Below are 24,513 nucleotides of genomic sequence, written 5' to 3' on the forward strand. Positions count from 1 at the left end.
GGCGAAGGGCCCTGCTGGTCGGGGTGGCCGGATTCGAACCGACGACCTTCCGCTCCCAAAGCGGACGCGCTACCAAGCTGCGCCACACCCCGTCGGTGCGACACGTAGGGTACATGCCCGAAGACCCTCCGCCGCGCGGAGTTCCGGCGAAATCGTCACCGCGCGCACACGCGGGGCCGCAATGTGGTGTGCGATCCCCCGCTCCGACCCGCTAGGATGCTGTCCGTGCCGCGGTCCCCGGACCTGCGGTGCATGTGCTGCGGGTGTAGCTCAATGGTAGAGCACTAGTCTTCCAAACTAGCTACGCGGGTTCGATTCCCGTCACCCGCTCAGAAGTACGAAGGGCCAGGTCAGAGGATGTTTCCTCGACCTGGCCCTTCGTCGTTCCCGGGGGCTGCGATCAGGCCGCCGTGCCCCCTGCGTGCCCCTTGCCGCACCGCCGCGACAGGGAATGGATCATCCGCAACGCCAAGGGGCGGAAGTTCGTCTACGAGCGTCGGGATCGGTGAACGGCGGCGGGACCTCTAGCCGGTCGGCGACTGGGTTGGTGCGGAACAGGCCCCGGTAGATCTCGCGGGTCAGCACGACGGCTCCCCCGCCGCACTCATGCAGTTCCTCCCCCCGCGCCGCGGCTGTCGCAGCGCGGCGCGTGTGCGCTTTCCCCGTCTGGCCCAGGGCAGCTACGCGGGGTCGATTCCCGTCACCCGCTCGTCCCGGGCCGGCTCAGAGTTTGATGCCGGCGATCGTGTCCGCGAGGGAGTTCAAGAAGCGGTTGACGTCCGGGGCGATCGAGCTGGACGCGAGGAAGAAGCCGAAGAGGACCGCGACGATCGCGGGGCCGGCCTTGAGGTGACTTCCCCGGACGAGCACCACGAGGATGATCGCCAACAGAACCACTACTGACAGCGAAATGGCCACTTCTGATCACACCTTCAGTCGTCCCCTGGTCGGCCCGGGGCGCGACCAGCACACCCCCACATGGGCCATCTTCCCACCAACACGCCCCGCCTATCCGCCTGGTGGCCAAGAGACCTGGCGCATTCCCGTCAGGAGGCGGCGAGTCCGAGGAGCGAGCGGACATAGGCGTACTTAGCGGACAAGCGGTCGCGGGTCGCGGCGTCGAGGACCGCGAGGCGGGCGGGATCGGCGTTGTGGGCCAGGTCGGCCTCCTTGACCAGGAGCGCGCCCGGAGTGGCGAGGACGCGGGCGGCGTACTCCTCGACCGGTTCTCCGGGGCGTTTGCTGAGGGACAGGACCATCTCCTTGACGGACGACGGGAGTCCGGCCGATTCCAGCCAGGCCAGGGTGAGGGCGTCGTCCTCGATCGCGTCGTGGAGCCAGGCCGCCGCCTGCTGCTCGGCCGTGCCGCCGCGCAGGCGCACTCCCTCGGCGACGGCCGCGAGGTGCTCGGCGTACGGCCTGCCGGCCTTGTCGGTCTGGCCCTCGTGCGCGGCGCGCGCCAGGGCCTCGACCTCGATGAGGGTCAGGGGGTGGTGGTCGGTCATCCGAGCTCCCTTGCCGCCGTGTGCAGTGCCCGCGCGATCCGGCGCACATCCGCCTGCGTCGTACGCCAGTTGGAGAACGCGGCGCGCAGGGCGGGGGTTCCCGCGTAGTGCGTGGGGGTGACGAAGACTTCGGAGCCGGCCGCTTCGCGCAGGGCCGTGAGGCGTTCGGGGGTGGGCGCCTCGGCGAGGGTGAAGCAGACGACGTTCAGCCGGACCGGGGCGAGGACGGTGAAGGACGGGTCCTGTGCGAGGGCGGCGCCGAGGGCGCGGGCGCAGGCGATGTCGCGTTCGACGATCTCCCGGTGGCCCTCGCGGCCGTAGGCGCGCAGCGTGAACCAGGCGGCGAGCGCGCGCAGCCGGCGGGAGTTCTCGGGGGTGAGGTGGACCAGGTCGGGGTGGTCGCCGAGGGGGCCGAGGTAGGCGGCGGCGTTCTGGAACACGCGGGCCTGGAGGTCGCGGCGGCGGGTGAACTGGACGGCGCTGTCGTAGGGGACGTTGAGCCACTTGTGCAGGTCGACGCAGACCGAGTCGGAGGCGTCGAGACCGGAGGTGAGGTGGGCGTGCTCCGGGGACAGCGCGGCGAAGGCGCCGAAGGCAGCGTCGGTGTGCAGCCAGAAGTCGTGGCGTGCGCGCAGGGCCGCGATGGCCGGGAGGTCGTCGAAGTCGACGGTGTTGACGGTGCCGGCGTTGGCGACGACGACGGCGGGGCGGCCGGGCTCGTCGGCGAGGGCGCGCTCCAGCGCCGCCGGGTCCACGGCCTCCCGGCCGGGCAGGGTCGGTACGGGGACCAGGGCGCGACGGCCGAGACCGAGGACGGAGAGGGCCTTGGCGATGGAGGAGTGCGGGGCGCCGGACAGGACACGGACCCGGCCGAGCGCGGCCGCGCCGTCCGCGGCCGGGGAGACCCCGAGGCGTTCACCGAGCCATTCGCGGGCGATGGCCAGGCCGGTGGTGTTGGACAGGGTGGCGCCGCTGACGAACGTGCCGGTGTGGGCGTCGGAGAGGCCGAAGAGCTCGCGGAGCCAGCCGACGGTCTCGCGTTCGAGGTCCTGGCCGCCGCCGTCCAGGGCGGAGTTGGAGTTCTGGTCGTGGGTCGCGGTGAGCCAGTCCCCCGCGAGGGCGGCGGGGGTGGCGCCGCCGGTGACGAAGCCCAGGTAGCGGGGGCCCGCCGAGGCCGACAGCCGCGGGGCCCAGCGGTCCTCGAAGGCGGCGAGGGCGGCTTCCGTCCCGGCGCCGTGCTCGGGGAGCGGCTCGGGAGCCGGGGGCCCCTCCGGGCGGGGAGGTACGACGGGACGTGCGCCCAGGGCCGCGAGGGTCGCGGCGGCGGCGTCACGGGTGGCGTCGAGGAGTGCGGGGAGGCGGGCGAGATCGGCGGCGAGGGTGCGGTCCATGGGGGGCACGCTAGGCCCCGCCGGGCGGCGGCGGACCGGCCAATCGGGGGCGATTGGCCCGTGGAGGCCCGGGACGGTCCCCTGAGTCCGGCCGTAAGGTCGGGGGATGATCGCGAAGCGGTGGGTGCGGGGTGTGGTCGGTGCCGGTGCGCTGGCGGGGGTGTTGGCGGCGTGCGGGACCCCGCCCGCGCCGTCGGCCGCGCCGGGGCCCACGGGGCCGGCGGCGGGAAGGCCGGCGGGGAGCGCCCCGGGGGCGACGGCGGGATCCCCGGCGCGGCCCGGGTCCACGGCCGGCTCCGGATCCACGGGCGGGACCGCGGCCGGAGCGGGGGCCGGGGCCGCAGACGGAGCGGAAGCCGGCGCGGAGTGTCCCGAAGGCGGGGTGCGGCTGCTCGAAGGGGACGGGAGCGCCGCGATGGGGCTGCGGGCGGAGTCCGTTCAGCTGGTCAACTGCGGGACAGAGCCCTACGCGCTGGACGGTTATCCGGGCCTGCGGCTGCTCGACAAGGCCGGGACCCCGGTGGAGGTGACCGTCGCGCACGGGGCCGCGGGCATCACCACCGGGGTACCGAACGTGGAGGCGGCCCCGCGGCCGGTGGTGGTGGGGCCGGGGCAGACCGCGTACGTGCCGCTGCTGTGGCGCAACCTCGTCACGGACTCGACCGTGGTCGCGACGGACGCCTGGGTGCTGGAGGTCACGCCCCGCCCAGGCGCTCCCAAGCAGCGGCTGCGTCTGACCCGGCCGGTCGACCTGGGCAACACCGGGCTGCTGGGGATCGGTCCGTGGCAGGAGATGCCGCGGTGATCGTGTGGCTCAACGGGCCCTTCGGGGGCGGCAAGACCCAGACGGCGTACGCCCTGCACCGGCGGCTGCCCGGCAGCGCGGTGTGCGATCCGGAGCACGTCGGCTTCGGCCTGCACCGGATGCTGCCACCGGCCCTGCGCGGGGACTTCCAGGACTTTCCGGCATGGCGGCGGGGCGTGTTCGAGGTACTGGACCTGGCGGGCCGGGAGCACCCGGGGGTGGTGATCGTGCCCATGACCGTCACCGACACCGGCTACTTCGCCGAGACGGTGGGGCGCTTGCGCGAACGCGGGCACGACGTACGCCACTTCGCGCTGCTGGCCGAGCGCGGGACCGTACTGCGGCGGCTGCGCGAGCGGGGCTGGGGGCGCGGGCTGCGGCGGGAGAGCTTCGCGGTGGCCCGGCTGGACGGGTGCCTGGAGGCCCTGGAGGCGCCGGAGTTCGCGGAGCACGTGCGTACGGACCGGATCCCGGTGGCCGGGGTGGCCGAGCGGGTGGCCGCCCGGTCCGGGCTGGAGCTGACCGCGGACACCGACAGCGCGCTCCGGGCGTGGGCCCGGCGCGCGCTGGTCGGCGTACGGCACGTCAGGCTCGACTGAGCCGGAGCGCGCGGCGGGCCGGGAGGGTGGTGGCGGCCAGGGTGAGGGCCACGGCGGCGGCCACGAAGGAGGCGTAGACGGCGGGCGGGACGTAGGGGCCGCCGCCCGTCACGGCCTTGGTCAGGGGAATCAGCGTGGTCAGCGCGATCGCCGAGCCGAGGGTGATGCCGGCGCCGGCGACGAGGAGGGCTTCCCAGCGGAGCATCCGCAGCACCTGGCGGCGGGTGGAGCCGACGAGGCGGAGCATGCCCAGTTCGCGGCGGCGGTCGAGGACGGTCATCACCAGGGTGTTGGCGGCGGCGACGGCCGCGAAGCCGCCGAGGACGGCCGCCATGACGGTGTTGGCCCAGGCGTTGACCTCGCGGTCCAGGCTCTGGGCGGTGGTCCAGGCGGAGGCGGACCGCGCCGGGCCGAGGTCCGCGGGGAGCGGACCGCGGATCAGGAGTTCCGTGGGCCGGCCCGCGGTGGTGTGGCCGGCGAGGTCGGCGGCGGGCAGGGTGATCTCGCCGAGGCCCAGGCCGCGGGAGTAGACGGCGACGATCTCGGGGTCGGTCCGGGTGCCGTCGGGGAGGCGCAGCTCGAGGCGGTCGCCGACGGAGGCATGGTCGGCGGCGGCCAGGGTCCGGTCGACGGCGATCTTGCCGGGGGCCAGCCGGGCGAGGTCGCCCGAGACCACGCCCAGGTCCTCGACGGTGGTGATGTCGCCGGTGACCCCCTGGGCCGTGGCGTTGTGGATCAGGCGTTCCGGGCCGGAACCGACGAGGGCGAGGACGGAGGTGCGGGTGAGCGCGACCGCTCCGGCCGCGACCGCCCGGTCCGGGTCGCGCGGGTCGGTGACGACGTGGTCGGCGAGCAGCCCGGTCTCCTGCTGCCGGCTCACGGCGTGGTCCTGGCTGGTGTGGAGGAAGACCAGGGTGGAGGAGAAGGCCATGGCGAGCACGATCGGGGTGATCGCGGAGGCGAGGCGGCGGGCGTGGGCGCTGGAGTTGGCGGCGGCCAGGGAGCCGGAGGCGCCGACGGCGCGCAGCGGGAATCCGAAGAGGGCGGCGCAGGCGCGGGCGATCAGCGGCCCGAGGAGGGCGACCGCGAGCATGAAGAGCATGACGACGCCGAGGGCGGCATTGGCGGCGTCCGGGCCGTTGCTGGTGGCGGCGAGGGAGGCGCAGGCGACGCCTCCGGCCAGGGCGGCGACGCCCAGCGGGGTACGGATCCATCCGGGCCGCAGGCGTTCCACGGCGGCCGCGGCCAGAGCCTGACCGGGGCGGATGCGGGCGGGACGGCGAGCGGCGGCCCAGCCGGCAAGCAGGGCGGTGACGAGCCCGATGCCGACGGCGGCGACGAGCGGGATCCAGGAGACGGTCAGGTCGACGTCGGCCGGGATCGCGCCCTTCTCCTTGAGCTGGCCGAACCACCAGGAGGCGAGCGCGACACCGGGTACGCAGCCCAGTACGCCCGCGACCGGGGCGACGAGCAGGGCTTCGGTGGCGACGGTGCGGCGGATCTGGCGCGGGGTGGCTCCGACGGCGCGCAGCAGCGCGAACTCGCGGGAGCGCTGGCCGACGGAGAGCGCGACGGTGCCCGCGGCGGTGAAGACCGCGACGAGGGTGGCGATGCCGCCGAAGGAGCCGCCGAGACCGGCCAACAGTTCCTTGGCGCCCGCGAGCTGCCGGTCCATGGCGCGGTCGGCGCCGGTCAGGACCTTGGCGCGGCCGCCCACGGCGGCCCGGGCCTTCGCCGCGTCGGCCTCGAACAGCACGATGGCGTCGAGGGCCTCGGGGTGTCCGGAGAGGACGCGCGCCTCGGCGTCGGAGAACCACGCGCCGGGGCGGTCGGTGCGCCCGACGACCCGGAACTCCCGCTTTCCGGCAGGGGTGTCGAGCGTGACCTTGCCGGGCCCGTCGGCGCCGCCGAGGACGACTTCGCCGGGGGCGGCCGGGGCGCGGCCCGTGCGCAGCTCGGCGGGGCTGAACGCGGTGGAGCCCCAGCCGTACGCGTCGAGGGAAGCGCCGGCGGCTCCGGCCGCGGCTCCGGCTCCCGCCGCGGCCGCGTCCCGTACGGGGAACGTCACGTCGGGGACGGCCCGCCCCAGGGGGGCCAGCCGGTCCAGGAGCGCGGCGTCGACCCGGGCGTGCTCGGGGACGGGCGCGGAGACGTCGTAGGCCCCTTCGCCACTGCCCACCCGCAGGGTGACCCGCTGGTCGGCGGCGACCACGACGGGGGCCGCGGCGTACCGGGTCGGCGGGACGCTCGCCCGGATGCCGGTCTCCAGGAGGAGCCCGCAGGCGGAGACGATGGCGACGGTCATGAGCAGGGCGACGAGGGTGCCGGCGAAGGCGGCGGGGCGGAAGCGGATCGCCGCGCGGGCCAGGCCGTTGGAGCGAAGGGCCATCAGGCGGCCGCTCCCGCGAACACCGGGGCGGTGGTGAGGGTGGTCATCCGGGCGGCGATCGTGGCGGCCGAGCTGCGCGGGAGCCGGTCGGCGATCCGGCCGTCGGCGAGGAAGAGCACCTGGTCGGCGTGGGCGGCCGCGGCCGGGTCGTGGGTGACCATGACGACGGTGGCGCCGAGGGTGTCCACGGCGCTCCGGAGCAGTGCGAGCACCTCCACCGCGGTGGTGGTGTCGAGGGCGCCGGTGGGCTCGTCGGCGAAGATCACGTCGGGGCTGGTGACGAGGGCGCGGGCGATGGCGACGCGCTGCTGCTGGCCGCCGGAGAGCTCGGCGGGGCGCCGCCGGCCCTTGCCTTCCAGGCCGACGCGGGCGAGGAGTTCGGCGGCGCGGGCCTGGCCCTGGGCGGCGGCGCGGCCGCCGGCGAGGCGCAGCGGGAGCAGGACGTTCTGCTCGACGGTGAGGGAGGGCAGCAGGTTGAAGGCCTGGAAGACGAAGCCGAGGCGGCCGCGGCGCAGTGCGGTGAGCTGGTTCTCGTTCATGCCGGTGATCTCGGTCCCGCCGAGGCGGACGGAGCCCTCGTCGGGGAGGTCGAGGCCGGCGGCGCACTGGAGGAAGGTGGACTTGCCGGAGCCGGAGGGGCCCATCACGGCGGTGAAGCTGCCGCGCGGCAGGCTGAGGTCGATGCCGCGCAGGGCGTGGACGGTGGCGGAGCCGCGCCCGTACCGGCGGCGGACCCCGTGCAGCTCGACGGCGGCGGTGGGGTCGTACGACGCCCCGGCCCGTCCGTCGTTCCCGGTGGCGTACCCGGCGGCGTTCCAGGTCTGCCCGGCGTGACCGGTCCACGTCGGCTGACCTGCGTGCCCTGCCTGACCTGCCTGACCTGCGTGCCCGGCGTGTCCGGCCTGCCCCGCCCGCTGCTCGGCCTGTCGTTTGCTCCGCCGGAGCCCCATGGTGTGCCGCCTTCCGTGCTGGTCGACCACCCCGCGGTGATCGTGTCGTTGACGCTACGGAGGGCGGAGGGTCCGCGGCCATGACGGCGGCAGGCGGACCGATGGTGGGGTAAACCCCAGCACCGGCCGGGGGAACGGGGCAGCTCAGCGGGAGAACGGGGCAGCTCGTCCGGCGGAAACGCACGGCCCGCCCGCCCCGCCCCGCCCGCCGCGCCCGTCCCGCACGGGCGGCTCGCGCCAGGGAGCGGGCAGCCCTCCCGCCGGGCGCCGGACCCGGCGGCGGATCACACCCGGAGGTAGGGGATCAGAGCGAGCGGCGGATCAGCAGGAGGGCGCGGTCGTCGTTGACGTCCTTGGCGACCTTCTCGATCAGGTGCCAGGCCGCGCCGTCCCAGCCCGCGGCGACATAGCGGTCGGCCTCGCCGGTGAGCCGGTCCATGCCCTCGCTGATGTCGCATTCGGCGGTCTCGACGAGGCCGTCGGTGAAGAGCATCAGGACGTCGCCGCGCCGCAGGTTCCCGCGGGCGGGTTCGAATTCGGCCCCGTCGTAGACCCCGAGCAGCGGGCCGTCACCGGAGACCTCCTGCCAGCGGCCGGTGCCCGCGCAGAGCTGGAGGGCGGGCAGGTGCCCGGCGGAGAGCAACTCGTAGTCCCCGCTCTCCAGGTCCAGGACGAGGTGGATGGAGGTGGCGAAGCCCTCGTCCCAGTCCTGGCGCAGGAGGTAGCCGTTGGCGGCGGGCAGGAAGCCGTGCGCGGGCAGGGCGCCGAGGAGGCCGCCGAAGGCGCCGGAGAGCAGCAGGGCCCGGGAGCCGGCTTCCATGCCCTTGCCGGAGACGTCGGTGAGGACGATCTCCAGGGTGCGGCCGCCGTTGGTGCGGGCGGCGACGACGAAGTCTCCGGAGAAGGACTGGCCGCCCGCCGGGCGCAGGGCCATCTCGCGGTGCCAGCCGCGCGGCAGGGCGGGCAGCTTGCTCTGCACGCGGATGCGTTCGCGCAGGTCGAAGAGCATGGTGCCGCCGCGTCTCCAGGGCACGCCGACGCGGCTGCGGAACTGGGCAATGACCAGCCCGAAGAACCCGCAGGCGGCGACGACGAGCACGGTGCCGGGGGTGACCCGGGCCGGGCCCTGGGTGTACGGGCCGAGGACGAGGGCCTCGACGATGAGCGCGGCCGCTGAGGCCGCGTACAGGGAGAGGAGGCTGGCGGGCCGTAGCAGGAGGCCGCCGGCCACGATGGGCAGGACCAGCGCGGACGGTGAGAACCACACCGGCAGCATCAGGGTGCCGCAGGCGATGGCGGGGATGGTGAGCAGCAGTCCGCCGAAGGCGAGCCAGTCCGAGGCGTCGCCGCGGAAATAGTCGACGGCGGATTTGCGCAGGGCGGTGCGTGCCCGGTGCGACAGCATGCGCGTCCGGGCCAGGAGGGTCTCCACACGTGCTCCGGCCATTGCTTCGGGACCCTATCCATCCTGGCTGTGCGTGCGCAGGGGTACCCCCGGAACATGGGTCCTCCGGCGACCGAAAAGGGTTCGCACGGAACGGATTGCCCTGATAGGGATGGCCATATGGCACTTGAGACGCGCATATTGACGGCTGATGAGTGGGATGTCTGGTTCGACCATCTGGAACTGGCGTTCGGTGGTGTGCCCGAGATCTCCGAGGAACGCGAACTCTACAAGTCCCTGACCGAGCTCGAACGTGCGCTCGGCGTGTGGGACGGCGGGGAGTGCGTGGGCTCGGCCGGGGCCTTCTCCTTCCGCCTGTCCGTCCCCGGGGACGGCCCGCTCGTGCCGGCCGCCGGCGTCACGATGGTGGGCGTCTCCCCCACCCATCGGCGCCGGGGCGTGCTCACTTCGCTGATGCGCCGGCAATTGGACGACATCCGGGCGGGTGGTGAACCGCTCGCCGTGCTGACGGCCTCGGATCCGGCGATCTACGGGCGCTTCGGCTACGGCACCGCCGCGTACTGCGTGTCCGTCGACATCGACACGACGCGCGTGCGGCTCTCCGTGCCGCCGGGTACCGACGACGTCCGTCTGCGGCTCGTCGACCCCCTGAAGTCCCTGCCCGACTGCGAGCGCGTCTACGCGGCCCTGGTCGCGGGCCGGCCGGGGATGCCGGCCCGGCAGCCGGGCTGGGAACTGCAGGCGCTGCTGGACCCGCCGTCGGGGCGATCGGGCTCCTCGCCGCTGAAGTGCGTGGTGGCCGAGGGCCCGGACGGCGAGGTCGTCGGTTACGCCCGCTATCAGGTCAAGCCCGACTGGGAGCAGACCGGTTCGGACGGCAAGGTCCAGCTGCGCACCCTGGAAGCGCTGGATCCGGCGGCGTACGCGGCACTGTGGCGCTACCTCTTCGACATCGACCTGGCGTGGCGGGTGCGGGCGTACGGGCGGCCCGTCGACGATCCGGTGCTGCACCTGGTGAGCGACGTGCGGCGGGCCGAGGTGCGTCAGCGCGACGCGCTGCACGTGCGGCTGGTGGACCTGCCGGCGGCACTGGAGGCCCGCGGCTACGGGGCTCCGCTGGACGTGGTCCTCGAGGTCGAGGACGGGTTCTGCCCGTGGAACGCGGGCCGTTGGCGGCTGACCGCCGCCGCCGCCGGGGGCGCGGCCTCCTGTACGCGCACCGATGCGCCGGCGGATCTGGAGCTGTCGGTCGGCGAACTCGGCGCGGCGTACCTGGGCGGGGTCACCCTGACCTCGCTCGCCGCGGCCGGCCGGGTGCGGGCACTGCGCGAGGGCGCGTTGGCGCAGGCCTCCCGGGCCTTCGCCGGGGACGTGGCCCCGTGGCTGTCGCACGGGTTCTAGGCCGCGGACCCCGGAGGGACGCGCCCCCTGCGGGCCTGCGCCCGGTGGGGGCGGCAGGGGCCGGCAAGCCGGTGCAGCCGGTGCACGCGGGCGCCGTGGCCGGCTAGCGGACCTGGCACCCCGGGCACCAGAAGAGGTTGCGGGCGGCGAGACCGGCGGTGCGGATCTCGCCCCCGCAGATGTGGCAGGGCATGTTCGCCCTCCGGTAGACGTACACCTCGCCGCCGTGGTCGTCCACCCTCGGCGGGCGGCCCATCGCCTCCGGCAGGTGCTCGTCGCGGACGGTGTCGATGCGGTTGTTGCGCACGCCCTCGCGCATGAGCAGCACCAGGTCGGCCCAGACCGCGTCCCACTCCCCGCGGGTGAGGTCCTTGCCGGTCCGGTACGGGTCGATGCCGTGGCGGAAGAGGACCTCGGCGCGGTAGACGTTGCCGACGCCCGAGACGATCTTCTGGTCCATGAGCAGGGCGGCGACGGTGGTGCGGGAGCGGGAGATGCGGGCCCAGGCGCGGTCCGGGTCGTCGCCGCTGCGCAGGGGGTCCGGGCCCAGCCGGCCGCTCACGGCCGCCTTCTCCTCGTCCGTGATCCACGCGCAGGTGGTCGGGCCGCGCAGGTCGGAGAACCAGTCGTCGTTGGCGAGGCGCAGCCGGACGGTGTCCGTGGGCGGCGGGGCCGGTGCGGGGCCCGTCGCGTACTTGCCGAAGAGCCCGAGGTGGATGTGGATCCACCCGTTCTCCTCGAAGCCGAGGAAGAGGTGCTTGCCGTGGGCGTCGACGCCGTCCAGGATCCGTCCGTCGAGCAGGGCCGCGCTCTCGGCGAACCGGCCCTGGGGGCTGCTGACGGCGACCTCCCGGCCGGCGAACCGCTCGAGGTGGTCCTCGGCGAGGCGGTGGATCGTATGCCCCTCGGGCACGGCGGTACTCCTCGGAAAAGAAAAACCGGCCGCGCCGCCCCGGGAGGCGACGCGGCCGGAAGCGGGATCAGCCCTGCGGGTGGTGCGCCGGGATCGCCGGGAGCTCGCCGGTGGTCTCGTACGCCGAGAGCATCTCGATGCGGCGCGTGTGGCGCTCCTCGTCGGAGTACGGGGTCGCCAGGAACGCCTCGATGAAGGAGACGGCCTCGTCCTGGGTGTGCATCCGGCCGCCGACCGAGATGACGTTGGCGTTGTTGTGCTCGCGGCCGAGCTTCGCGGTCTCGACGCTCCAGGCGAGGATGGCGCGGACGCCCTTGACCTTGTTCGCGGCGATCTGCTCGCCGTTGCCGGAGCCGCCGATCACGATGCCCAGGCCGTCGGCGTCGGCGGCGGTCTTCTCCGCGGCACGCAGGCAGAACGGCGGGTAGTCGTCCACCGCGTCGTAGATGTGGGGCCCGCAGTCGACGGGCTCGTGGCCGTTGTTCTTGAGCCAGTCCACCAAGTGGTTCTTGAGCTCAAAGCCGGCATGGTCGGATCCGAGGTACACGCGCATGGGTCGAGTGTGGCACGAGCCGCCCCGTCGGCCCGAAGCGGGTGTCGCGTAAGTCACTTCTCAAGCTCAAGTAAACCCAAACAACCCAGATGGGACGGGGTGGGACGCATGTCCCGGACTTTGAGCCCTGGGCAACTATCCGGAACAGGGTCTTCCGTCTCGCCGGTGTGTCGGGTTTGAATGCCGGGGCTCGTAACCCGAGCGCCCCGAGAACCTAAGGAATCGTTCATGAGTCCCACGACGACCCTTCAGAAGGCAGGCGACCCCACCGGAAACCCCGGCGAAGGCCGGCCCTCCGACGGACTGAAGGCCGGTCTCAAGAACCGCCACCTGTCGATGATCGCCATCGGCGGCGTCATCGGCGCCGGCCTCTTCGTCGGCTCCGGCGGCGGTATCGCCAAGGCCGGACCGGCCATTCTGATCTCCTACGCGCTGGTCGGCGCGATGGTCGTCTTCGTCATGCGGATGCTGGGCGAGATGGCCGCCGCGAGCCCGAACTCCGGCTCCTTCTCCGCGTACGCCGACCGGGCGCTCGGCCGCTGGGCCGGCTTCTCCATCGGCTGGCTCTACTGGTTCTTCTGGGTCGTGGTCCTTGCCGTGGAGGCCACCGCCGGCGCCGTGATCCTCGAAGGCTGGGTACCGGCCGTCCCGCAGTGGGCCTGGGCCCTGATCGTGATGGCGGTACTGACGGTCACCAACCTCGGCTCGGTCGCCTCGTACGGCGAGTTCGAGTTCTGGTTCGCCGGCATCAAGGTGGTCGCCATCGGCGGCTTCGTGGTCATCGGCATGCTCGCCGTCTTCGGCGTGCTGCCGGGCTCGGACAACCCGGGCGCGGGCTTCGCGCACCTCACCGACACGGGCGGCTTCATGCCGAACGGCTGGGGCTCGGTCCTCACCGGTGTGCTGATGGTCGTCTTCTCCTTCATGGGCAGCGAGATCGTCACGCTGGCCGCCGGCGAGTCCGAGGACCCGCGGCGCGCCGTCACCAAGGCCACCAACTCGGTGATCTGGCGGATCGGCGTCTTCTACCTGGGTTCGATCTTCATCGTCCTCACCCTGCTGCCGTGGAACGACAAGTCGATCACCGAGAAGGGCTCGTACGTCGCCGCCCTGGACTCGATCGGCATCGCCCACGCCGGACAGATCATGAACGTGATCGTGCTGACGGCCGTGCTGTCCTGCCTCAACTCGGGCCTGTACACCGCTTCCCGCATGGCCTTCTCGCTGGGTGAGCGGGGCGACGCCCCGAAGGCCTTCGCCAAGGTCAGCAAGCGCGGCGTGCCGGTGGCCGCGATCCTGGGCTCGGTCGTGTTCGGCTTCGTCGCCGTCTACTTCAACTACGCCTTCAAGGACACGGTCTTCACCTTCCTGCTGAACGCGTCGGGCGCCATCGCGCTGTTCGTGTGGCTCGTGATCTGCCTGACCCAGCTGCGGATGCGCGGGATCCTCATGCGCGAGGCGCCGGAGAAGGTGACGGTGAAGATGTGGTTCTTCCCGTACCTGACCTGGGCCACCGCCGCGATGATCACCTTCGTCCTGGGCTACATGGTCTACGACAAGGACAACCGCGAGACCGTCCTGCTGTCGCTGCTGGTCGCGGCCGTGGTCCTGGTGATCGGCGTGATCCGCGACGTGCGCCGCAAGGCCGCCGCACGCCTCTCCGCGTAAGCGCCCGGGCGGCGGTGCGCCGCCGTCGGCGCGAGGGCCCCGCCCACGACGCACAGCAGCCCCGGACCGCCGCTCGCGGTCCGGGGCTGCCGGTCTTTCGTCCGGGGCGGGGTCAGCCGCGGCGGCCCACCAGCTTCCAGGCGGCCGGCAGCACGCCCATCGCCAGCGCGGCCTTGAGCGCGTCGCCGATCAGGAACGGGGTCAGACCGGCCGCGACGGCCGCGCCGAAGGACATCCCGGTGGACAGCGCGAGGTAGGGGACGCCGACGCCGTAGACGACCGCGGAGCCCAGCAGCATCGTGGCCGCCGTGCGCCAGGCGGAGCGGTCGGCGCCGCGCCGCGCGAGGGCGCCCACGACCGTGGCGGCGAGCAGCATGCCGAGCACGTAGCCGAAGGAGGCGCCGCCCGCGCCGGAGGTGCCGCCCGCGAACCACGGCACGCCCGCCATGCCGACGAGCGCGTACAGGGCCAGCGAGAGGAACCCGCGGCGGGCGCCGAAGGAGGCGCCGACCAGCAGCGCGGCGAAGGTCTGGCCGGTCACGGGGACCGGGGAACCGGGGACGGGCACGGCGATCTGCGCGGCCAGACCGGTGAGCGCGGCTCCGCCGACGACGAGCGCCACCTCGCGGACGCGGCTCGCGGGCAGCAGGTCGGCGAGGACGGCGCCGGGCCGGAAGGAGACGGAAGCAGTGCTCATCGGGGACTCCGCGGGAGGGTGGTGTCGACAGGACGATCACCGACGTTAGTCCCGGAGCCGTGGCCTCAGCAGGGTCGCCCGGGACAAAGCCGCACTCCCCCGTTTGGTGGGGAGTTGACAAACACCCCCTGCACACCCGAGTTGAAGTGATCCGCATCACGAGCCAGAACCGATAGCACGTCCGTTTTGCACGGATGGGTGCGCTCCAGAGAGACTGTAGGGTCCCTCCAACTGTCGCGGAGCCCCCACCGCCGCCAGGCCACAGAGAGTACGAGCACTCCTCATGCGCGACCTCCTGCCCGACCCGCCCGCCAGCACGGGCGAGCTCCCTGCGGAGCCCCTGAGCCACGGCCTCAAACAGCGCCACCTGACCATGCTGGGACTCGGCGGCGTGATCGGCGCCGGGCTGTTCGTCGGCTCCGGCGTCGGCATCGGCATCGCCGGTCCCGCGATCATCTGCTCGTACCTGCTCGCGGGCGTCCTCGCGATGCTGGTGATGCGGGCGCTCGGCGAGATGTCGGCGGCGATGCCCGCCTCCGGCTCGTTCTCGGTGTACGCGGAGAAGGCGCTCGGCCGCTGGGCCGGCTTCTCGGCGGGCTGGCTGTACTGGTTCCTGCTGGTCGTGGTGCTGGCGGTGGAGGCGACCGGCGCGGCGAAGATCGCGAACGGCTGGCTCCCGTCGGTGGACCAGTGGGTCTGGGTGCTCGTGTTCATGGTGGTCTTCACCGTGAGCAACCTGGCCGCCGTGCGGAACTTCGGCGAGTTCGAGTTCTGGTTCGCGGCCCTCAAGGTCGGCGCGATCGTGCTGTTCCTGGTCCTCGGCACGCTGGCCGTCTTCGGCATGCTCCCGGACACCGATCCGGTCGGGACGGCCATCCTGACCGGCCACGGCGGCTTCTTCCCCAACGGCGCGAGCGGCGTGGTGGCCGGCATGCTGGCCGTCGTCTTCGCCTTCGGCGGCCTGGAGGTCGTCACCATCGCGGCGGCCGAGTCCGACGACCCGGCCAAGTCCGTGGCCCGCGCGGTGCGCAGCGCCGTGTGGCGCATCCTCTTCTTCTACGTCGGCTCGATGCTGGTCATCGTGGCCCTGCTGCCGTGGGACTCGCTGGAGCCCGGCCAGAGTCCGTACGTGGCGGTGCTGGACTCCATCGGCGTCCCGGGGGCCGGCCAGATCATGGACATCGTGATCTTCGTGGCCCTGCTGTCGGCGCTCAACGCGAACCTGTACGGGTCCTCGCGCATGATCTTCTCGCTGGCGGAGCGGGGCGAGGCGCCCGAGGCGCTGCTGAAGGTCTCCGCCGGCGGGGTGCCCCGCAGGGCGGTCTTCGCGTCGGTGGCCTTCGGGTTCGTCTCGGTGGTGCTGAACCTGCTGTGGCCGGACACGATCTTCCTCTACATGCTCAACGCGGTGGGCGCGGTCCTGCTCTTCGTGTGGGCCCTGATCGCGGTCTCGCAGCTGAAGCTGCGGGCGAAGATCGAGCGGGACATGCCGGAGCGGCTGACGCTGCCGATGTGGCTGTTCCCGTACGCAACGTGGGCCGCGCTGGTCGCGATGGCCGCGGTGCTGGTCCTGATGCTGTTCGACGACTCGGCGCGGCCGCAGCTGCTGTGGTCCTCGGGGGCCGCGGGCGCGGTGCTGGTGGTGGCGTGGATCCGGGAGGTCCGCGACCGCCGGAGGCGCCAAGAGGCCGGGGCCGGGCGGCCCTGACGCGCAGGGCCGCGACGGGCGGCCCGGGGCTCTCGCCCCGGGCCGCCCGTCGCGTTGTGCGGGGTGCATGATCACGTCCGGTGAAACGGGCGTCCGGATGCTGGACATTGAATGTCCGATAAACGGACGGTCGGCAGACTGGGGCACTCCACCCCGTCCACCCGCACACCGGACAGGCACCTCCCCATGCGCCAGAGCACCCTGACCCCGCCCGAGCAGCAGGGCTCCGTACCGCCGCCGCCCGAAGCCGGATCGCCCCTCGGCAACGGGCTCAAGCAGCGTCACCTTTCGATGATCGCCCTCGGCGGCGTGATCGGAGCCGGACTCTTCGTGGGTTCCGGCGCGGGCATCGCGGCCGCGGGCCCCTCGATCGTCCTCGCGTACGCCGCTTCCGGCCTGCTCGTGATGTTCGTGATGCGGATGCTCGGTGAGATGTCCGCGGCCAATCCCGCCTCCGGCTCCTTCTCCGTGCACGCGGACCGGGCCATCGGCCCGTGGGCGGGCTTCACCGCCGGGTGGATGTTCTGGACCCTGCTGTGCGTGGGCGTGGCCATCGAGGCCATCGGCGCGGCGCACATCGTGACCGGCTGGCTCCCGGGCACCCCGTCATGGATGTGGGTACTGATCTTCATGGCGGTGTTCTGCGGGTCCAACCTGGCCGCCGTCTCCCACTTCGGCGAGTTCGAGTTCTGGTTCGCGGCCCTCAAGATCGGCGCGATCGCCCTCTTCCTGGGCCTGGGCGTGCTGGCCGTCACCGGCGTGCTGCCCGGCACCGACTCCCCCGGCGCCGCCAACCTGCTCCACGGCGGCGGCTTCCTGCCCAACGGCGTGGACGGACTGCTCGTCGGCCTGCTCGCCTCCGTGGTCGCGTACGGCGGCCTGGAGACGGTGACCATCGCGGCCGCCGAGTCCGACGACCCGGTCAAGGGCGTCGCCAGGGCCGTGAAGACCACGATGTGGCGGATCGCGATCGTCTACGTCGGCTCGATGCTGGTCATCGTCACGCTGCTGCCGTGGAACGATCCGGCGGTCGCCGCCGACGGCCCGTACGCGGCCACCCTGGACCACCTGGGCATCCCGCACGCCGGCCAGATCATGAACGTGGTCATCCTGGTCGCCCTGCTGTCCGCGATGAACGCGAACATCTACGGATCCTCCCGCATGGCCTACTCCCTGGTCGCCCGCGGCCAGGGCCCCAAGGCGCTCGGCAAGCTCAGCGGACGGGTGCCGCGTCGCGCGGTGCTCGCGTCCTGCGGCTTCGGCTTCGTCACCGTGCTGCTGTCGTACTGGTATCCGGAGACCCTGTTCGCCTGGCTGCTGAACATGGTCGGCGGGGTCGTCCTCGTCGTCTGGGGCTTCATCGCCGTCTCGCAGTTCGCGCTGCGGCGCCGCATCGAGCGCGAGGCGCCCGAGCAGCTGGTCGTGCGGATGTGGGGCTTCCCGTACCTGACCTGGGTGGCGCTGGCCGGGGTGGCCGGGGTGCTGGTCCTGATGGCCCTGGGCGAGGACACCCGGGTCCAGGTCGCCTTCACCGGCGGGCTGACCGTCGCGCTCGCCGCGACCGGGTACCTGAGGCAGCGCCGGGCCGCAGCCAGGGCCTGACCCCCGCCCCTCGACCCGGAGGCGCGCCCCCTGTGACGGCACGGGGCGCGCCTTCGTCGTACCCGGGCGCCCCTTGCGCATGAGCGGGAACAGATACTGCTAGCGTGCAGTTGCGCATTAATTGCAATAAGCAGTTGGCACGCTGAGGGGACCGGACGACATACATGGCCATCTACACGCTTCCTGAACTTCCCTACGACTACGCGGCGCTCGAGCCGGTGATCAACCCACAGATCATCGAGCTGCACCACGACAAGCACCACGCGGCCTACGTCGCGGGCGCCAACACCACGCTGGAGCAGCTGGAGGAGGCGCGCGACAAGGAGAACTGGGGCGTGCTGAACGGCCTGGAGAAGAACCTGGCCTTCCACCTCTCCGGTCACATCCTGCACAGCATCTACTGGCACAACATGGCCAGCCCGAAGACCGGCGAGGGCGGCGGCGAGCCCACCGCGGCCGACGGCCTGGGCGACCTGGCCGATGCGATCACCGAGTCCTTCGGCTCCTTCGCGAGGTTCCGCAAGCAGCTGACCTTCGCGTCCTCCGCGACGCAGGGCTCCGGCTGGGGCGTGCTCGCGTACGAGCCCGTCAGCGGCCGCCTGATCGTCGAGCAGATCTACGACCACCAGGGCAACGTCGGCCAGGCCTCCGTGCCGGTCCTCGTGTTCGACGCCTGGGAGCACGCCTTCTACCTGCAGTACAAGAACCAGAGGGTGGACTTCATCGAGGCGATGTGGAACGTCGTCAACTGGCAGGACGTGGCCAGGCGCTACGCCGACGCCAAGGCGAACACCCCGCTGCTGATCCCCGTCAAGGGCTGATCGGCGCCACCCGAAAGCCCGTCCGCCTCGTGATCGTCTTCTCACCCTTCACGTGCGGGCGTGTCCACCCGAAGGCCCCCGCGAGGACATGACTCGCGGGGGCCTTCCGGGCCGTCTGCTGCTCGAGCTGCGGTCGGCCCGAGCTCCGGCCGGCTAGTCGAAGACCGGGCCCTGGGTGCGGGTGCGCTTGATCTCGTAGAAGCCGGGGGTGGAGGCGACGAGCAGGGTGCCGTCCCAGAGGCGGGCGGCGGCCTCGCCGCGCGGGGCCGGGGTGACGACCGGGCCGAAGAAGGCCACGTCCTCGCCGTCGGCGCCGGGCACCGAGATCACCGGGGTGCCGACTTCCTGGCCCACGCGGTCGATGCCGTCGTTGTGGGAGGCCCGCAGCACCTCGTCGTACTCGTCGGAGTCGGCGTAGTGGATCAGCTCGGCGGGCAGGTCGACCTCGGCCAGCGCCTCGGCGATCGCCTCGCGGGTCGCGCCCTTGGCCTCGTTGTGGAAGCGGGTGCCGAGCGCGGTGTAGAGCTTGCCGGTGACCTCGTCGCCGAACTTCTGCTGGGCCGCCACGACCACGCGCACCGGTGCCCAGCCCTTGGGGCCGAGGAGCTCGCGGTAGCGCTCGGGCAGCTCGTCGAGCTTGTTCTCGTTCAGCACGGCGAGGCTCATCACGTGCCAGCGCACCTCGACGTCGCGGACCTTCTCGACCTCGAGCATCCAGCGGGACGTCATCCACGCCCAGGGGCAGAGCGGGTCGAACCAGAAGTCGACGAGGGTCTTGTCCTGCACCTGGCGCTCAGCCATGTCTCTCCTCAGATCGGAACGTTCCTCCCTGCCCAACCGTCCCGGCCGCACACGCATTCCCCCGTGGGAGGATTCGGTCAGATATCACGATCACGCACGAAGGAGTGCATGTGCCCGGAGAGAATCTGTCCCGTGACGAGGCCCGCGAGCGGGCCGAGCTGCTGTCCGTCGACGGGTACGAGGTGGTCCTCGACCTGAGGTCCGCGGTGGACGGGGCCGAACCGGCCGAGGGCCCCCGGACGTTCCGCTCGGTGACCACCGTCCGTTTCCGCGCCGCCGTCCCGGGAGCCTCCAGCTTCGCGGACCTCATCGCACCCTCGGTGAACACCGTGACCCTCAACGGGCGCGCGCTGGACCCCTCGGCCGTCTTCGACGGCGCGCGCATCGCCCTGGACGCCCTGGCCGCCGAGAACGTCCTGGTGGTCGACGCGAACTGCGCGTACAGCCGGACCGGCGAGGGCATGCACCGCTTCGTGGACCCGGAGGACGGCGAGGTCTACCTCTACACCCAGTACGAGCCGGCCGACGCCCGGCGGGTGTACGCGAACTTCGAACAGCCCGACCTGAAGGCCCCGTACCGCTTCGAGGTGACCGCGCCCGAGGGCTGGCAGGTCTGGAGCAACGGCGCCGAGGAGTCCCGCGAGGGCGCGACCCGGCGCTTCGCCGAGACCGAGCCCATCTCCACGTACATCACCTGCGTGGTCGCGGGCCCGTACCACTACGTCACGGACACCTACACGCGCGGGGACCTGACGATCCCGCTCGGCGCGATCTGCCGCAAGGGACTGGCGAAGCACTTCGACGCGGACGACGTCTTCCTCGTCACGAAGCAGGGCTTCGACCTCTTCCACGAGATCTTCGACTACCCGTACCCCTTCGGGAAGTACGACCAGGCCTTCGTGCCGGAGTACAACCTGGGCGCGATGGAGAACCCGGGGATGGTGACCTTCCGGGAGGAGTACATCTTCCGCGGGAAGGTCACGCAGGCCTCCTACGAGCGGCGCGCGAACACCATCCTGCACGAGATGGCGCACATGTGGTTCGGCGACCTGGTCACCATGAAGTGGTGGGACGACCTGTGGCTGAAGGAGTCCTTCGCGGACTTCATGGGCTCCTTCGCGCTGGTCGAGGCCACCCGCTTCGACCAGGCCTGGGTCACCTTCGCCAACAACCGCAAGGCGTGGGCCTACCGGGCCGACCAGCTGCCGTCCACCCACCCGGTCACGGCCGACATCCGTGACCTGGAGGACGCGAAGCTGAACTTCGACGGCATCACCTACGCCAAGGGCGCGGCGGTGCTCAAGCAGCTCGTGGCCTACGTGGGCCGGGAGGCGTTCCTGGAGGGCGCGCGGCGCTACTTCAAGGCCAACGCCTACGGGAACACCACGCTGGACGACCTGCTGTCGGTGCTCGCGGAGGTCTCCGGGCGGGACATGGCCGAATGGTCGCGGGCATGGCTGCAGACGGCCGGCGTGAACGCGCTGACCCCGGTGGTGACCTGCGACGCGGGCGGGCGGGTGACCGAACTGGCCGTGGTCCAGGACGGCGAGGAGCTTCGCCCGCACCGGGTCGCGGTCGGCCTGTACCGGCTGGACGCGGACGGCTCACTGGTGCGGTACGCGCGCGCCGAGGCGGACGTGGCCGGGGCGCGGACGGTCGTCGGCGAGCTGGCCGGGCAGGAGGAGCCCGCCCTCGTCCTCGTCAACGACGAGGACCTCACCTACTGCAAGATCCGCTTCGACGCGGCGTCGCTGGCCACGCTGCGCACGCACCTGGGCTCGGTGACGGACCCGCTGACCCGCGCGCTGTGCTGGTCGGCGCTGTGGAACCTGACGCGTGACGCGCTGATGCCGGCGCGGGACTTCGTCTCGCTGGTCCTGGCCCACGCGGGCCGGGAGACGGACGTCGGCGTGCTGCAGATGCTGCACGCGCAGGCCCTGTCGGCGGTCACCCACTACGCCGCTCCGGGCTGGCGGGAGCAGGGCGGCCGGGTACTGGCGGCCTGCGCACTGCAGGAACTGCGGTTCGCGGAGCCCGGGTCCGAGCACCAGCTGACCTGGGCCCGGTTCTTCGCGGCGAGCGCCGCGACCGAGGGTGACTTCCAGCTGCTGCTCGGCCTGCTGGACGGCTCGGCGCGGATCGACGGCCTGGAGGTGGACCAGGAACTGCGCTGGGACTTCCTGCTGCCGCTGGCCGCGCACGGGGCGGTGGACGAGGAGGTCCTGGCGGCCGAACTGGCGCGCGACGACACGGCGTCGGGCAAGCGGCACCAGGTCCGCTGCCTGGCGGCGCGGCCGTCGGCGGCGGTCAAGGACCAGGCCTGGGCGGCCGTGATGGAGTCGGACGCCCTGTCGAACGCGCTGGTCGAGGCCACGATCGCGGGCATGCAGCAGCCTTCGCAGCGAGGGCTGCTGGCCGGGTTCACGGAGCCGTACTTCGCGGCCATCGAGCGGCTGTGGGCGGACCGGTCGATCCAGATCGGCATGGACGTGGTGAAGGGCCTCTACCCCTCGCTGCAGGACGACTCCGCCACGCTGGACGCCACCGACGCCTGGCTGGCCGCGCACGAGTCGGCTCCGCCGGCGCTGCGCCGCCTGGTCCTGGAGTCGCGCGACGACCTGGCCCGCGCGCTGCGCGGGCAGCACTGCGACGCGACGGCCGGCGAGGCCGGGTAACGCTCCGGCCTGCGCTTCACGCGCCGGCGGGGCCGGGATTCCCGGGCCCGCCGGCGTTTTCGCGCCCGGAGCCGAACGACGGTATCGGCATTCGAACGCCCGTACTTTAGCCCTGGCTTGTCCCGATTTGTCGACGAACGTGTAACAGGGGTTAGCGAGGCCACGGCCCGAGGGAATCACCGCGTCATGAACCACAACACACCCCTCCCCCTCGCCCACCTCACGGGCACCCGTCCCCGCGTGCTCTCGCTGGCGCAGCTCCGCGAGCACGGGGTCTCCGCCTCCGACGCCGCCGAGCGGGACTGGCAGCAGGTCCTGCCCGGCGTGTTCCTGCTCCACTCGGGACCGGCGACGAGCGAGGAGCGGCTCCAGGCCGCGCTGCTCTACGCGGGGCGGCGCGGCGACGAGGTCATGATCACCGGGCTCACCGCCCTCGCGCTGTACCGGTTCTCCTGCACCCCCACCCTGCCCCGCCTCCCCCAGATCGACGTCCTCGTACCGAACACCCGCCGACTGCGCTCCACCGGGCAGGTCCGCCTCGTGCGCACGCACACTCCGCCCCGGCCGATGGAGGTGGACGGCCTCCCCGTCGTGCCCGTGGCCCGCGCCGTCGCCGATGCCGTCGCCCAGCTCTCCGACGCCGCCACGGTCCGCCGGCTGCTCAGTGAGGCCGTGCGTACGGGGCACTGCGAACCGGCCGCCGTGGTACGGGAACTGACGGTGGCCCGGCTGCTGAACCGGCCGCACGTGGTCGACGCCGTCGAATCGCTGCTCGCCGAGGGCCGGGCCATCGCCGAGGACCGGCTGTACCAGCTCGTACGGGGCTTCGAACTCCCCGAGCCCGTCTGGAACGTGGACCTGCGGCTGCCCGGCGGTCCGCACCTCGGCGGGGTGGACGCCTACTGGCCCGAGCACGCGGTCGCCGTGGAGATCGACACCCGGGTCCCGCGCCAGGTCGAGGACGAGGAGTGGTCGGAGTCGGTGCACAAGCGGGAGGCACTGGAGCGGTGCGGGGTGACCGTCCTGCACGTCACCCCGCGCAAGCTGCGCGACTGGCCCGAGCAGCAGGCGGCGGTCGTACGGACCGCCCTGACGGCGGCCGCCGACCGCGAGCCCGCCGCCTACCTCGTCGTCCTGCCCAGGTGAGCCGCCCCCGGCCCCGGGGGTCACGACCGGAGGGATCCCCGCCCGGGGCGTCCCGGCCGGAGGCATCCCGCCCCCGGGGATCCCGGCTACCGGGGGCCAGGCCGCACCGGTCCCTGCGGCGCGTGCGGCGCGGGATTCGCCGGCGAGTACTCCGGGGTGCTCCACCGCAGCCGCCCCGGGTGCACGCTCTCCATCACCGCGTCGACGCGGAAGCGGACCCGCCGCTCCCCGTCCTCCCCGAACTCCGTCTCCGCCCGCCCGCTGAGCTGGAGCAGGGCTCCGCTCTCCCAGTCGGGGAAGAGCAGCCCGGCCCTCGGATCGGTCAGCAGGTTCCCCAGCGTCAGGAACATGGCATTGCCCGGATAGTCCGGCCAGGCCAGCTCCGTCGGCGACAGGACCTCCACGAAGCCCGGCAGGCCGCCCCGATGACTCGCGTCGGCCCCCCGCGCCCCGGCGGCGGTCGCGACGAAGAAGGTGTCGGCGGCGCGGACGGCCCGCTCCTGGCCGGGGGTGAGCGCCCGCCCGCGGCGCACGACACCGGGCCCTTCGGCGGCGAGCGCCACCGGCTGCCGCTTCTGGAGGTACTTGGGACAGTTCGCGAAGACCTCCTCGGCCGAGACGGCGAACCCGCCCCCGGTCACCTCCAGGGTTCCGTTGAGCCGCATCCGGCGCCGGGTGCGCGGGTCGAGGGAGAGGGTCCCGACCCGGGTGCCGGCGCTCGCCAGCGCCTCCGCGAGCGGATCGCCCTCCGGGAGCCCGCCGCGGACCGCGATCCGGTCCGGCCCGGTGGCCCGCACGAAGCCCGGGGCGCCGGTGAGCAGCGAGGACCAGAGCAGTCCGGCGGCGTCGGCGGCGCCGACCACCAGGTGCGGCTGCTGCGCCAGGAAGGCCGCGGCGACGTCCTTGACGTACGGGGTGACCGAGCGGCCCACGTGCACGGCGTGCTCGCGGACGCCGACCCGGTCCTGCACGGCCAAGGATCCCCAGTGGTACCCGGACATTAGAAGAACCCGCAGGTCGGGGCCCCCGTGACGGGAGCCTCCAGATGTTCGTCGGCGAGCGGCGAGAAGATCTCCAGGCGGGTGCCGTCGGGGTCGTGGAAGAAGATCCCGCCGGTGTGCGCCCCCTCGCCGTGGGCGACGAGCCCCTCGTACGCGAACGCGACGCCCAGGCCGCGCAGCCGCTCCTCGTACGCCCGGACCTCCTCGGCGCTCCCGGCGGAGAGCGCCAGGTGGTGCAGTCCCGCCACGTCGGCCGCGTACCCGCCGCGCGCCTGCTCCCACAGCGTGAGGACGAGCTCGCCGTCCTGGCCCAGGAAGGCGAAGCGGCGGCCCTCCTCCTTGCCCCCGCCGAGCGGCTCGAAGCCGAGGGCGCCCTCGTAGAAGGCGAGCGAGCGGGCGAGGTCGGTGACGTTCAGCCCCACGTGTCCGGTGTGCAGCTTGCTGGTGACGGCCGTCATGACGGGTCCTTTCGGCAGGCCCCTC

At 72.9% G+C, this 24,513-nt stretch carries 21 protein-coding genes and 2 tRNA genes; 10 read left to right on the forward strand and 13 right to left on the reverse strand.

Annotated elements, in window-relative coordinates; genetic code table 11:
- Nucleotides 1-15: 15 nt before the first annotated feature.
- Nucleotides 16-92, reverse strand: a tRNA-Pro gene (locus tag ABZY44_RS20085).
- Nucleotides 93-259: 167 nt separating this feature from the next.
- On the opposite strand from ABZY44_RS20085, the gene ABZY44_RS20090 reads away from it, so the two are divergent.
- Nucleotides 260-330: transfer RNA gene (locus tag ABZY44_RS20090), tRNA-Gly, on the forward strand.
- Nucleotides 331-723: 393 nt separating this feature from the next.
- Here the strand turns inward: ABZY44_RS20090 and ABZY44_RS20095 are convergent.
- The 3 genes from ABZY44_RS20095 to ABZY44_RS20105 all read right to left on the reverse strand — a co-directional run bounded on the left by ABZY44_RS20095 (nucleotide 724) and on the right by ABZY44_RS20105 (nucleotide 2,896).
- Nucleotides 724-918, reverse strand: coding sequence for a hypothetical protein (locus ABZY44_RS20095; protein WP_215021580.1), 195 nt, complete (start codon nucleotides 916-918; stop codon nucleotides 724-726).
- A gap of 128 nt (nucleotides 919-1,046) precedes the next feature.
- Nucleotides 1,047-1,505 (reverse strand): HD domain-containing protein, encoded by a 459-nt coding sequence (locus tag ABZY44_RS20100; RefSeq protein ID WP_356655598.1) that lies wholly within the window; start codon nucleotides 1,503-1,505, stop codon nucleotides 1,047-1,049.
- Nucleotides 1,502-2,896 (reverse strand): pyridoxal-dependent decarboxylase, encoded by a 1,395-nt coding sequence (locus ABZY44_RS20105; protein ID WP_356655600.1) that lies wholly within the window; start codon nucleotides 2,894-2,896, stop codon nucleotides 1,502-1,504. Before ABZY44_RS20105 ends, ABZY44_RS20100 begins: the two co-directional genes overlap by 4 nt.
- Nucleotides 2,897-3,278: 382 nt before the next feature.
- On the opposite strand from ABZY44_RS20105, the gene ABZY44_RS20110 reads away from it, so the two are divergent.
- A complete protein-coding gene (locus ABZY44_RS20110) occupies nucleotides 3,279-3,701 on the forward strand; it encodes a DUF4232 domain-containing protein (RefSeq protein ID WP_356655602.1) in 423 nt (140 codons plus the stop codon).
- Nucleotides 3,698-4,300: an ATP-binding protein gene (locus ABZY44_RS20115; protein WP_356655651.1), complete on the forward strand. Its 603-nt coding sequence runs from the start codon at nucleotides 3,698-3,700 to the stop codon at nucleotides 4,298-4,300. Before ABZY44_RS20110 ends, ABZY44_RS20115 begins: the two co-directional genes overlap by 4 nt.
- Here the strand turns inward: ABZY44_RS20115 and ABZY44_RS20120 are convergent.
- The 3 genes from ABZY44_RS20120 to ABZY44_RS20130 all read right to left on the reverse strand — a co-directional run bounded on the left by ABZY44_RS20120 (nucleotide 4,287) and on the right by ABZY44_RS20130 (nucleotide 9,086).
- Nucleotides 4,287-6,689 (reverse strand): FtsX-like permease family protein, encoded by a 2,403-nt coding sequence (locus tag ABZY44_RS20120; RefSeq protein WP_356655604.1) that lies wholly within the window; start codon nucleotides 6,687-6,689, stop codon nucleotides 4,287-4,289. The genes ABZY44_RS20115 and ABZY44_RS20120 overlap by 14 nt on opposite strands.
- On the reverse strand, nucleotides 6,689-7,639 hold the full coding sequence (locus ABZY44_RS20125; protein ID WP_356655606.1) for an ABC transporter ATP-binding protein: 951 nt from the start codon (nucleotides 7,637-7,639) through the stop codon (nucleotides 6,689-6,691). Before ABZY44_RS20125 ends, ABZY44_RS20120 begins: the two co-directional genes overlap by 1 nt.
- 304 nt (nucleotides 7,640-7,943) lie before the next feature.
- On the reverse strand, nucleotides 7,944-9,086 hold the full coding sequence (locus ABZY44_RS20130) for a PP2C family protein-serine/threonine phosphatase (protein WP_356655608.1): 1,143 nt from the start codon (nucleotides 9,084-9,086) through the stop codon (nucleotides 7,944-7,946).
- 117 nt (nucleotides 9,087-9,203) lie between these two features.
- Here ABZY44_RS20130 and ABZY44_RS20135 point away from each other — a divergent pair, with 117 nt between their 5' ends.
- Nucleotides 9,204-10,445, forward strand: coding sequence for a GNAT family N-acetyltransferase (locus ABZY44_RS20135; RefSeq protein ID WP_356655610.1), 1,242 nt, complete (start codon nucleotides 9,204-9,206; stop codon nucleotides 10,443-10,445).
- Between the two features lie 103 nt (nucleotides 10,446-10,548).
- On the opposite strand, the gene ABZY44_RS20140 is transcribed toward ABZY44_RS20135, so the two are convergent.
- Both ABZY44_RS20140 and ABZY44_RS20145 read right to left on the reverse strand, forming a co-directional pair.
- The gene (locus tag ABZY44_RS20140) at nucleotides 10,549-11,358 is read right to left on the reverse strand and encodes a DNA-formamidopyrimidine glycosylase family protein (RefSeq protein WP_356655612.1); all 810 of its coding nucleotides are present in this window, start codon (nucleotides 11,356-11,358) and stop codon (nucleotides 10,549-10,551) included.
- Nucleotides 11,359-11,425: 67 nt separating this feature from the next.
- Nucleotides 11,426-11,911 (reverse strand): ribose-5-phosphate isomerase, encoded by a 486-nt coding sequence (locus ABZY44_RS20145; protein ID WP_356655614.1) that lies wholly within the window; start codon nucleotides 11,909-11,911, stop codon nucleotides 11,426-11,428.
- Nucleotides 11,912-12,139: 228 nt separating this feature from the next.
- Between ABZY44_RS20145 and ABZY44_RS20150 the strand changes: the two genes are divergently transcribed.
- The gene (locus tag ABZY44_RS20150) at nucleotides 12,140-13,579 is read left to right on the forward strand and encodes an amino acid permease (protein ID WP_356655616.1); all 1,440 of its coding nucleotides are present in this window, start codon (nucleotides 12,140-12,142) and stop codon (nucleotides 13,577-13,579) included.
- 112 nt (nucleotides 13,580-13,691) lie between these two features.
- Here ABZY44_RS20150 and ABZY44_RS20155 read toward each other — a convergent pair whose 3' ends face one another.
- Nucleotides 13,692-14,276, reverse strand: coding sequence for a biotin transporter BioY (locus ABZY44_RS20155; protein ID WP_356655618.1), 585 nt, complete (start codon nucleotides 14,274-14,276; stop codon nucleotides 13,692-13,694).
- Nucleotides 14,277-14,559: 283 nt separating this feature from the next.
- On the opposite strand from ABZY44_RS20155, the gene ABZY44_RS20160 reads away from it, so the two are divergent.
- The 3 genes from ABZY44_RS20160 (at nucleotide 14,560) to ABZY44_RS20170 (ending at nucleotide 18,407) form a co-directional block, all read left to right on the forward strand.
- Entirely contained in the window at nucleotides 14,560-15,984 is a 1,425-nt protein-coding gene (locus tag ABZY44_RS20160; protein WP_356655620.1) for an amino acid permease, read from the forward strand.
- A 186-nt stretch (nucleotides 15,985-16,170) separates the two neighbouring features.
- Nucleotides 16,171-17,586, forward strand: a complete 1,416-nt coding sequence (locus ABZY44_RS20165) for an amino acid permease (RefSeq protein WP_356655622.1) — start codon at nucleotides 16,171-16,173, stop codon at nucleotides 17,584-17,586.
- A 164-nt stretch (nucleotides 17,587-17,750) separates the two neighbouring features.
- Nucleotides 17,751-18,407 (forward strand): superoxide dismutase, encoded by a 657-nt coding sequence (locus ABZY44_RS20170; RefSeq protein ID WP_356655624.1) that lies wholly within the window; start codon nucleotides 17,751-17,753, stop codon nucleotides 18,405-18,407.
- A gap of 153 nt (nucleotides 18,408-18,560) precedes the next feature.
- On the opposite strand, the gene ABZY44_RS20175 is transcribed toward ABZY44_RS20170, so the two are convergent.
- Nucleotides 18,561-19,208, reverse strand: a complete 648-nt coding sequence (locus tag ABZY44_RS20175; protein WP_356655625.1) for a DsbA family protein — start codon at nucleotides 19,206-19,208, stop codon at nucleotides 18,561-18,563.
- Nucleotides 19,209-19,318: 110 nt separating this feature from the next.
- On the opposite strand from ABZY44_RS20175, the gene pepN reads away from it, so the two are divergent.
- Nucleotides 19,319-21,883, forward strand: a complete 2,565-nt coding sequence (gene pepN, locus ABZY44_RS20180; RefSeq protein ID WP_356655627.1) for an aminopeptidase N — start codon at nucleotides 19,319-19,321, stop codon at nucleotides 21,881-21,883.
- A gap of 186 nt (nucleotides 21,884-22,069) precedes the next feature.
- Complete coding sequence (locus ABZY44_RS20185) at nucleotides 22,070-23,029, forward strand: hypothetical protein (protein WP_356655629.1); 960 nt, start codon at nucleotides 22,070-22,072, stop codon at nucleotides 23,027-23,029.
- 86 nt (nucleotides 23,030-23,115) lie between these two features.
- Here the strand turns inward: ABZY44_RS20185 and ABZY44_RS20190 are convergent, their stop codons facing one another.
- Together ABZY44_RS20190 and ABZY44_RS20195 are read right to left on the reverse strand one after the other, a co-directional pair.
- Nucleotides 23,116-24,030: a pyridoxamine 5'-phosphate oxidase family protein gene (locus ABZY44_RS20190; protein ID WP_356655631.1), complete on the reverse strand. Its 915-nt coding sequence runs from the start codon at nucleotides 24,028-24,030 to the stop codon at nucleotides 23,116-23,118.
- Nucleotides 24,030-24,488: a VOC family protein gene (locus ABZY44_RS20195; protein ID WP_356655633.1), complete on the reverse strand. Its 459-nt coding sequence runs from the start codon at nucleotides 24,486-24,488 to the stop codon at nucleotides 24,030-24,032. Before ABZY44_RS20195 ends, ABZY44_RS20190 begins: the two co-directional genes overlap by 1 nt.
- Between the last annotated feature and the right edge of the window lie 25 nt (nucleotides 24,489-24,513).

Origin of the sequence: Streptomyces sp. NPDC006544 (genome assembly GCF_040611715.1) — a bacterium.
In the GTDB taxonomy this organism is placed as follows: Bacteria; Actinomycetota; Actinomycetes; order Streptomycetales; family Streptomycetaceae; genus Streptomyces.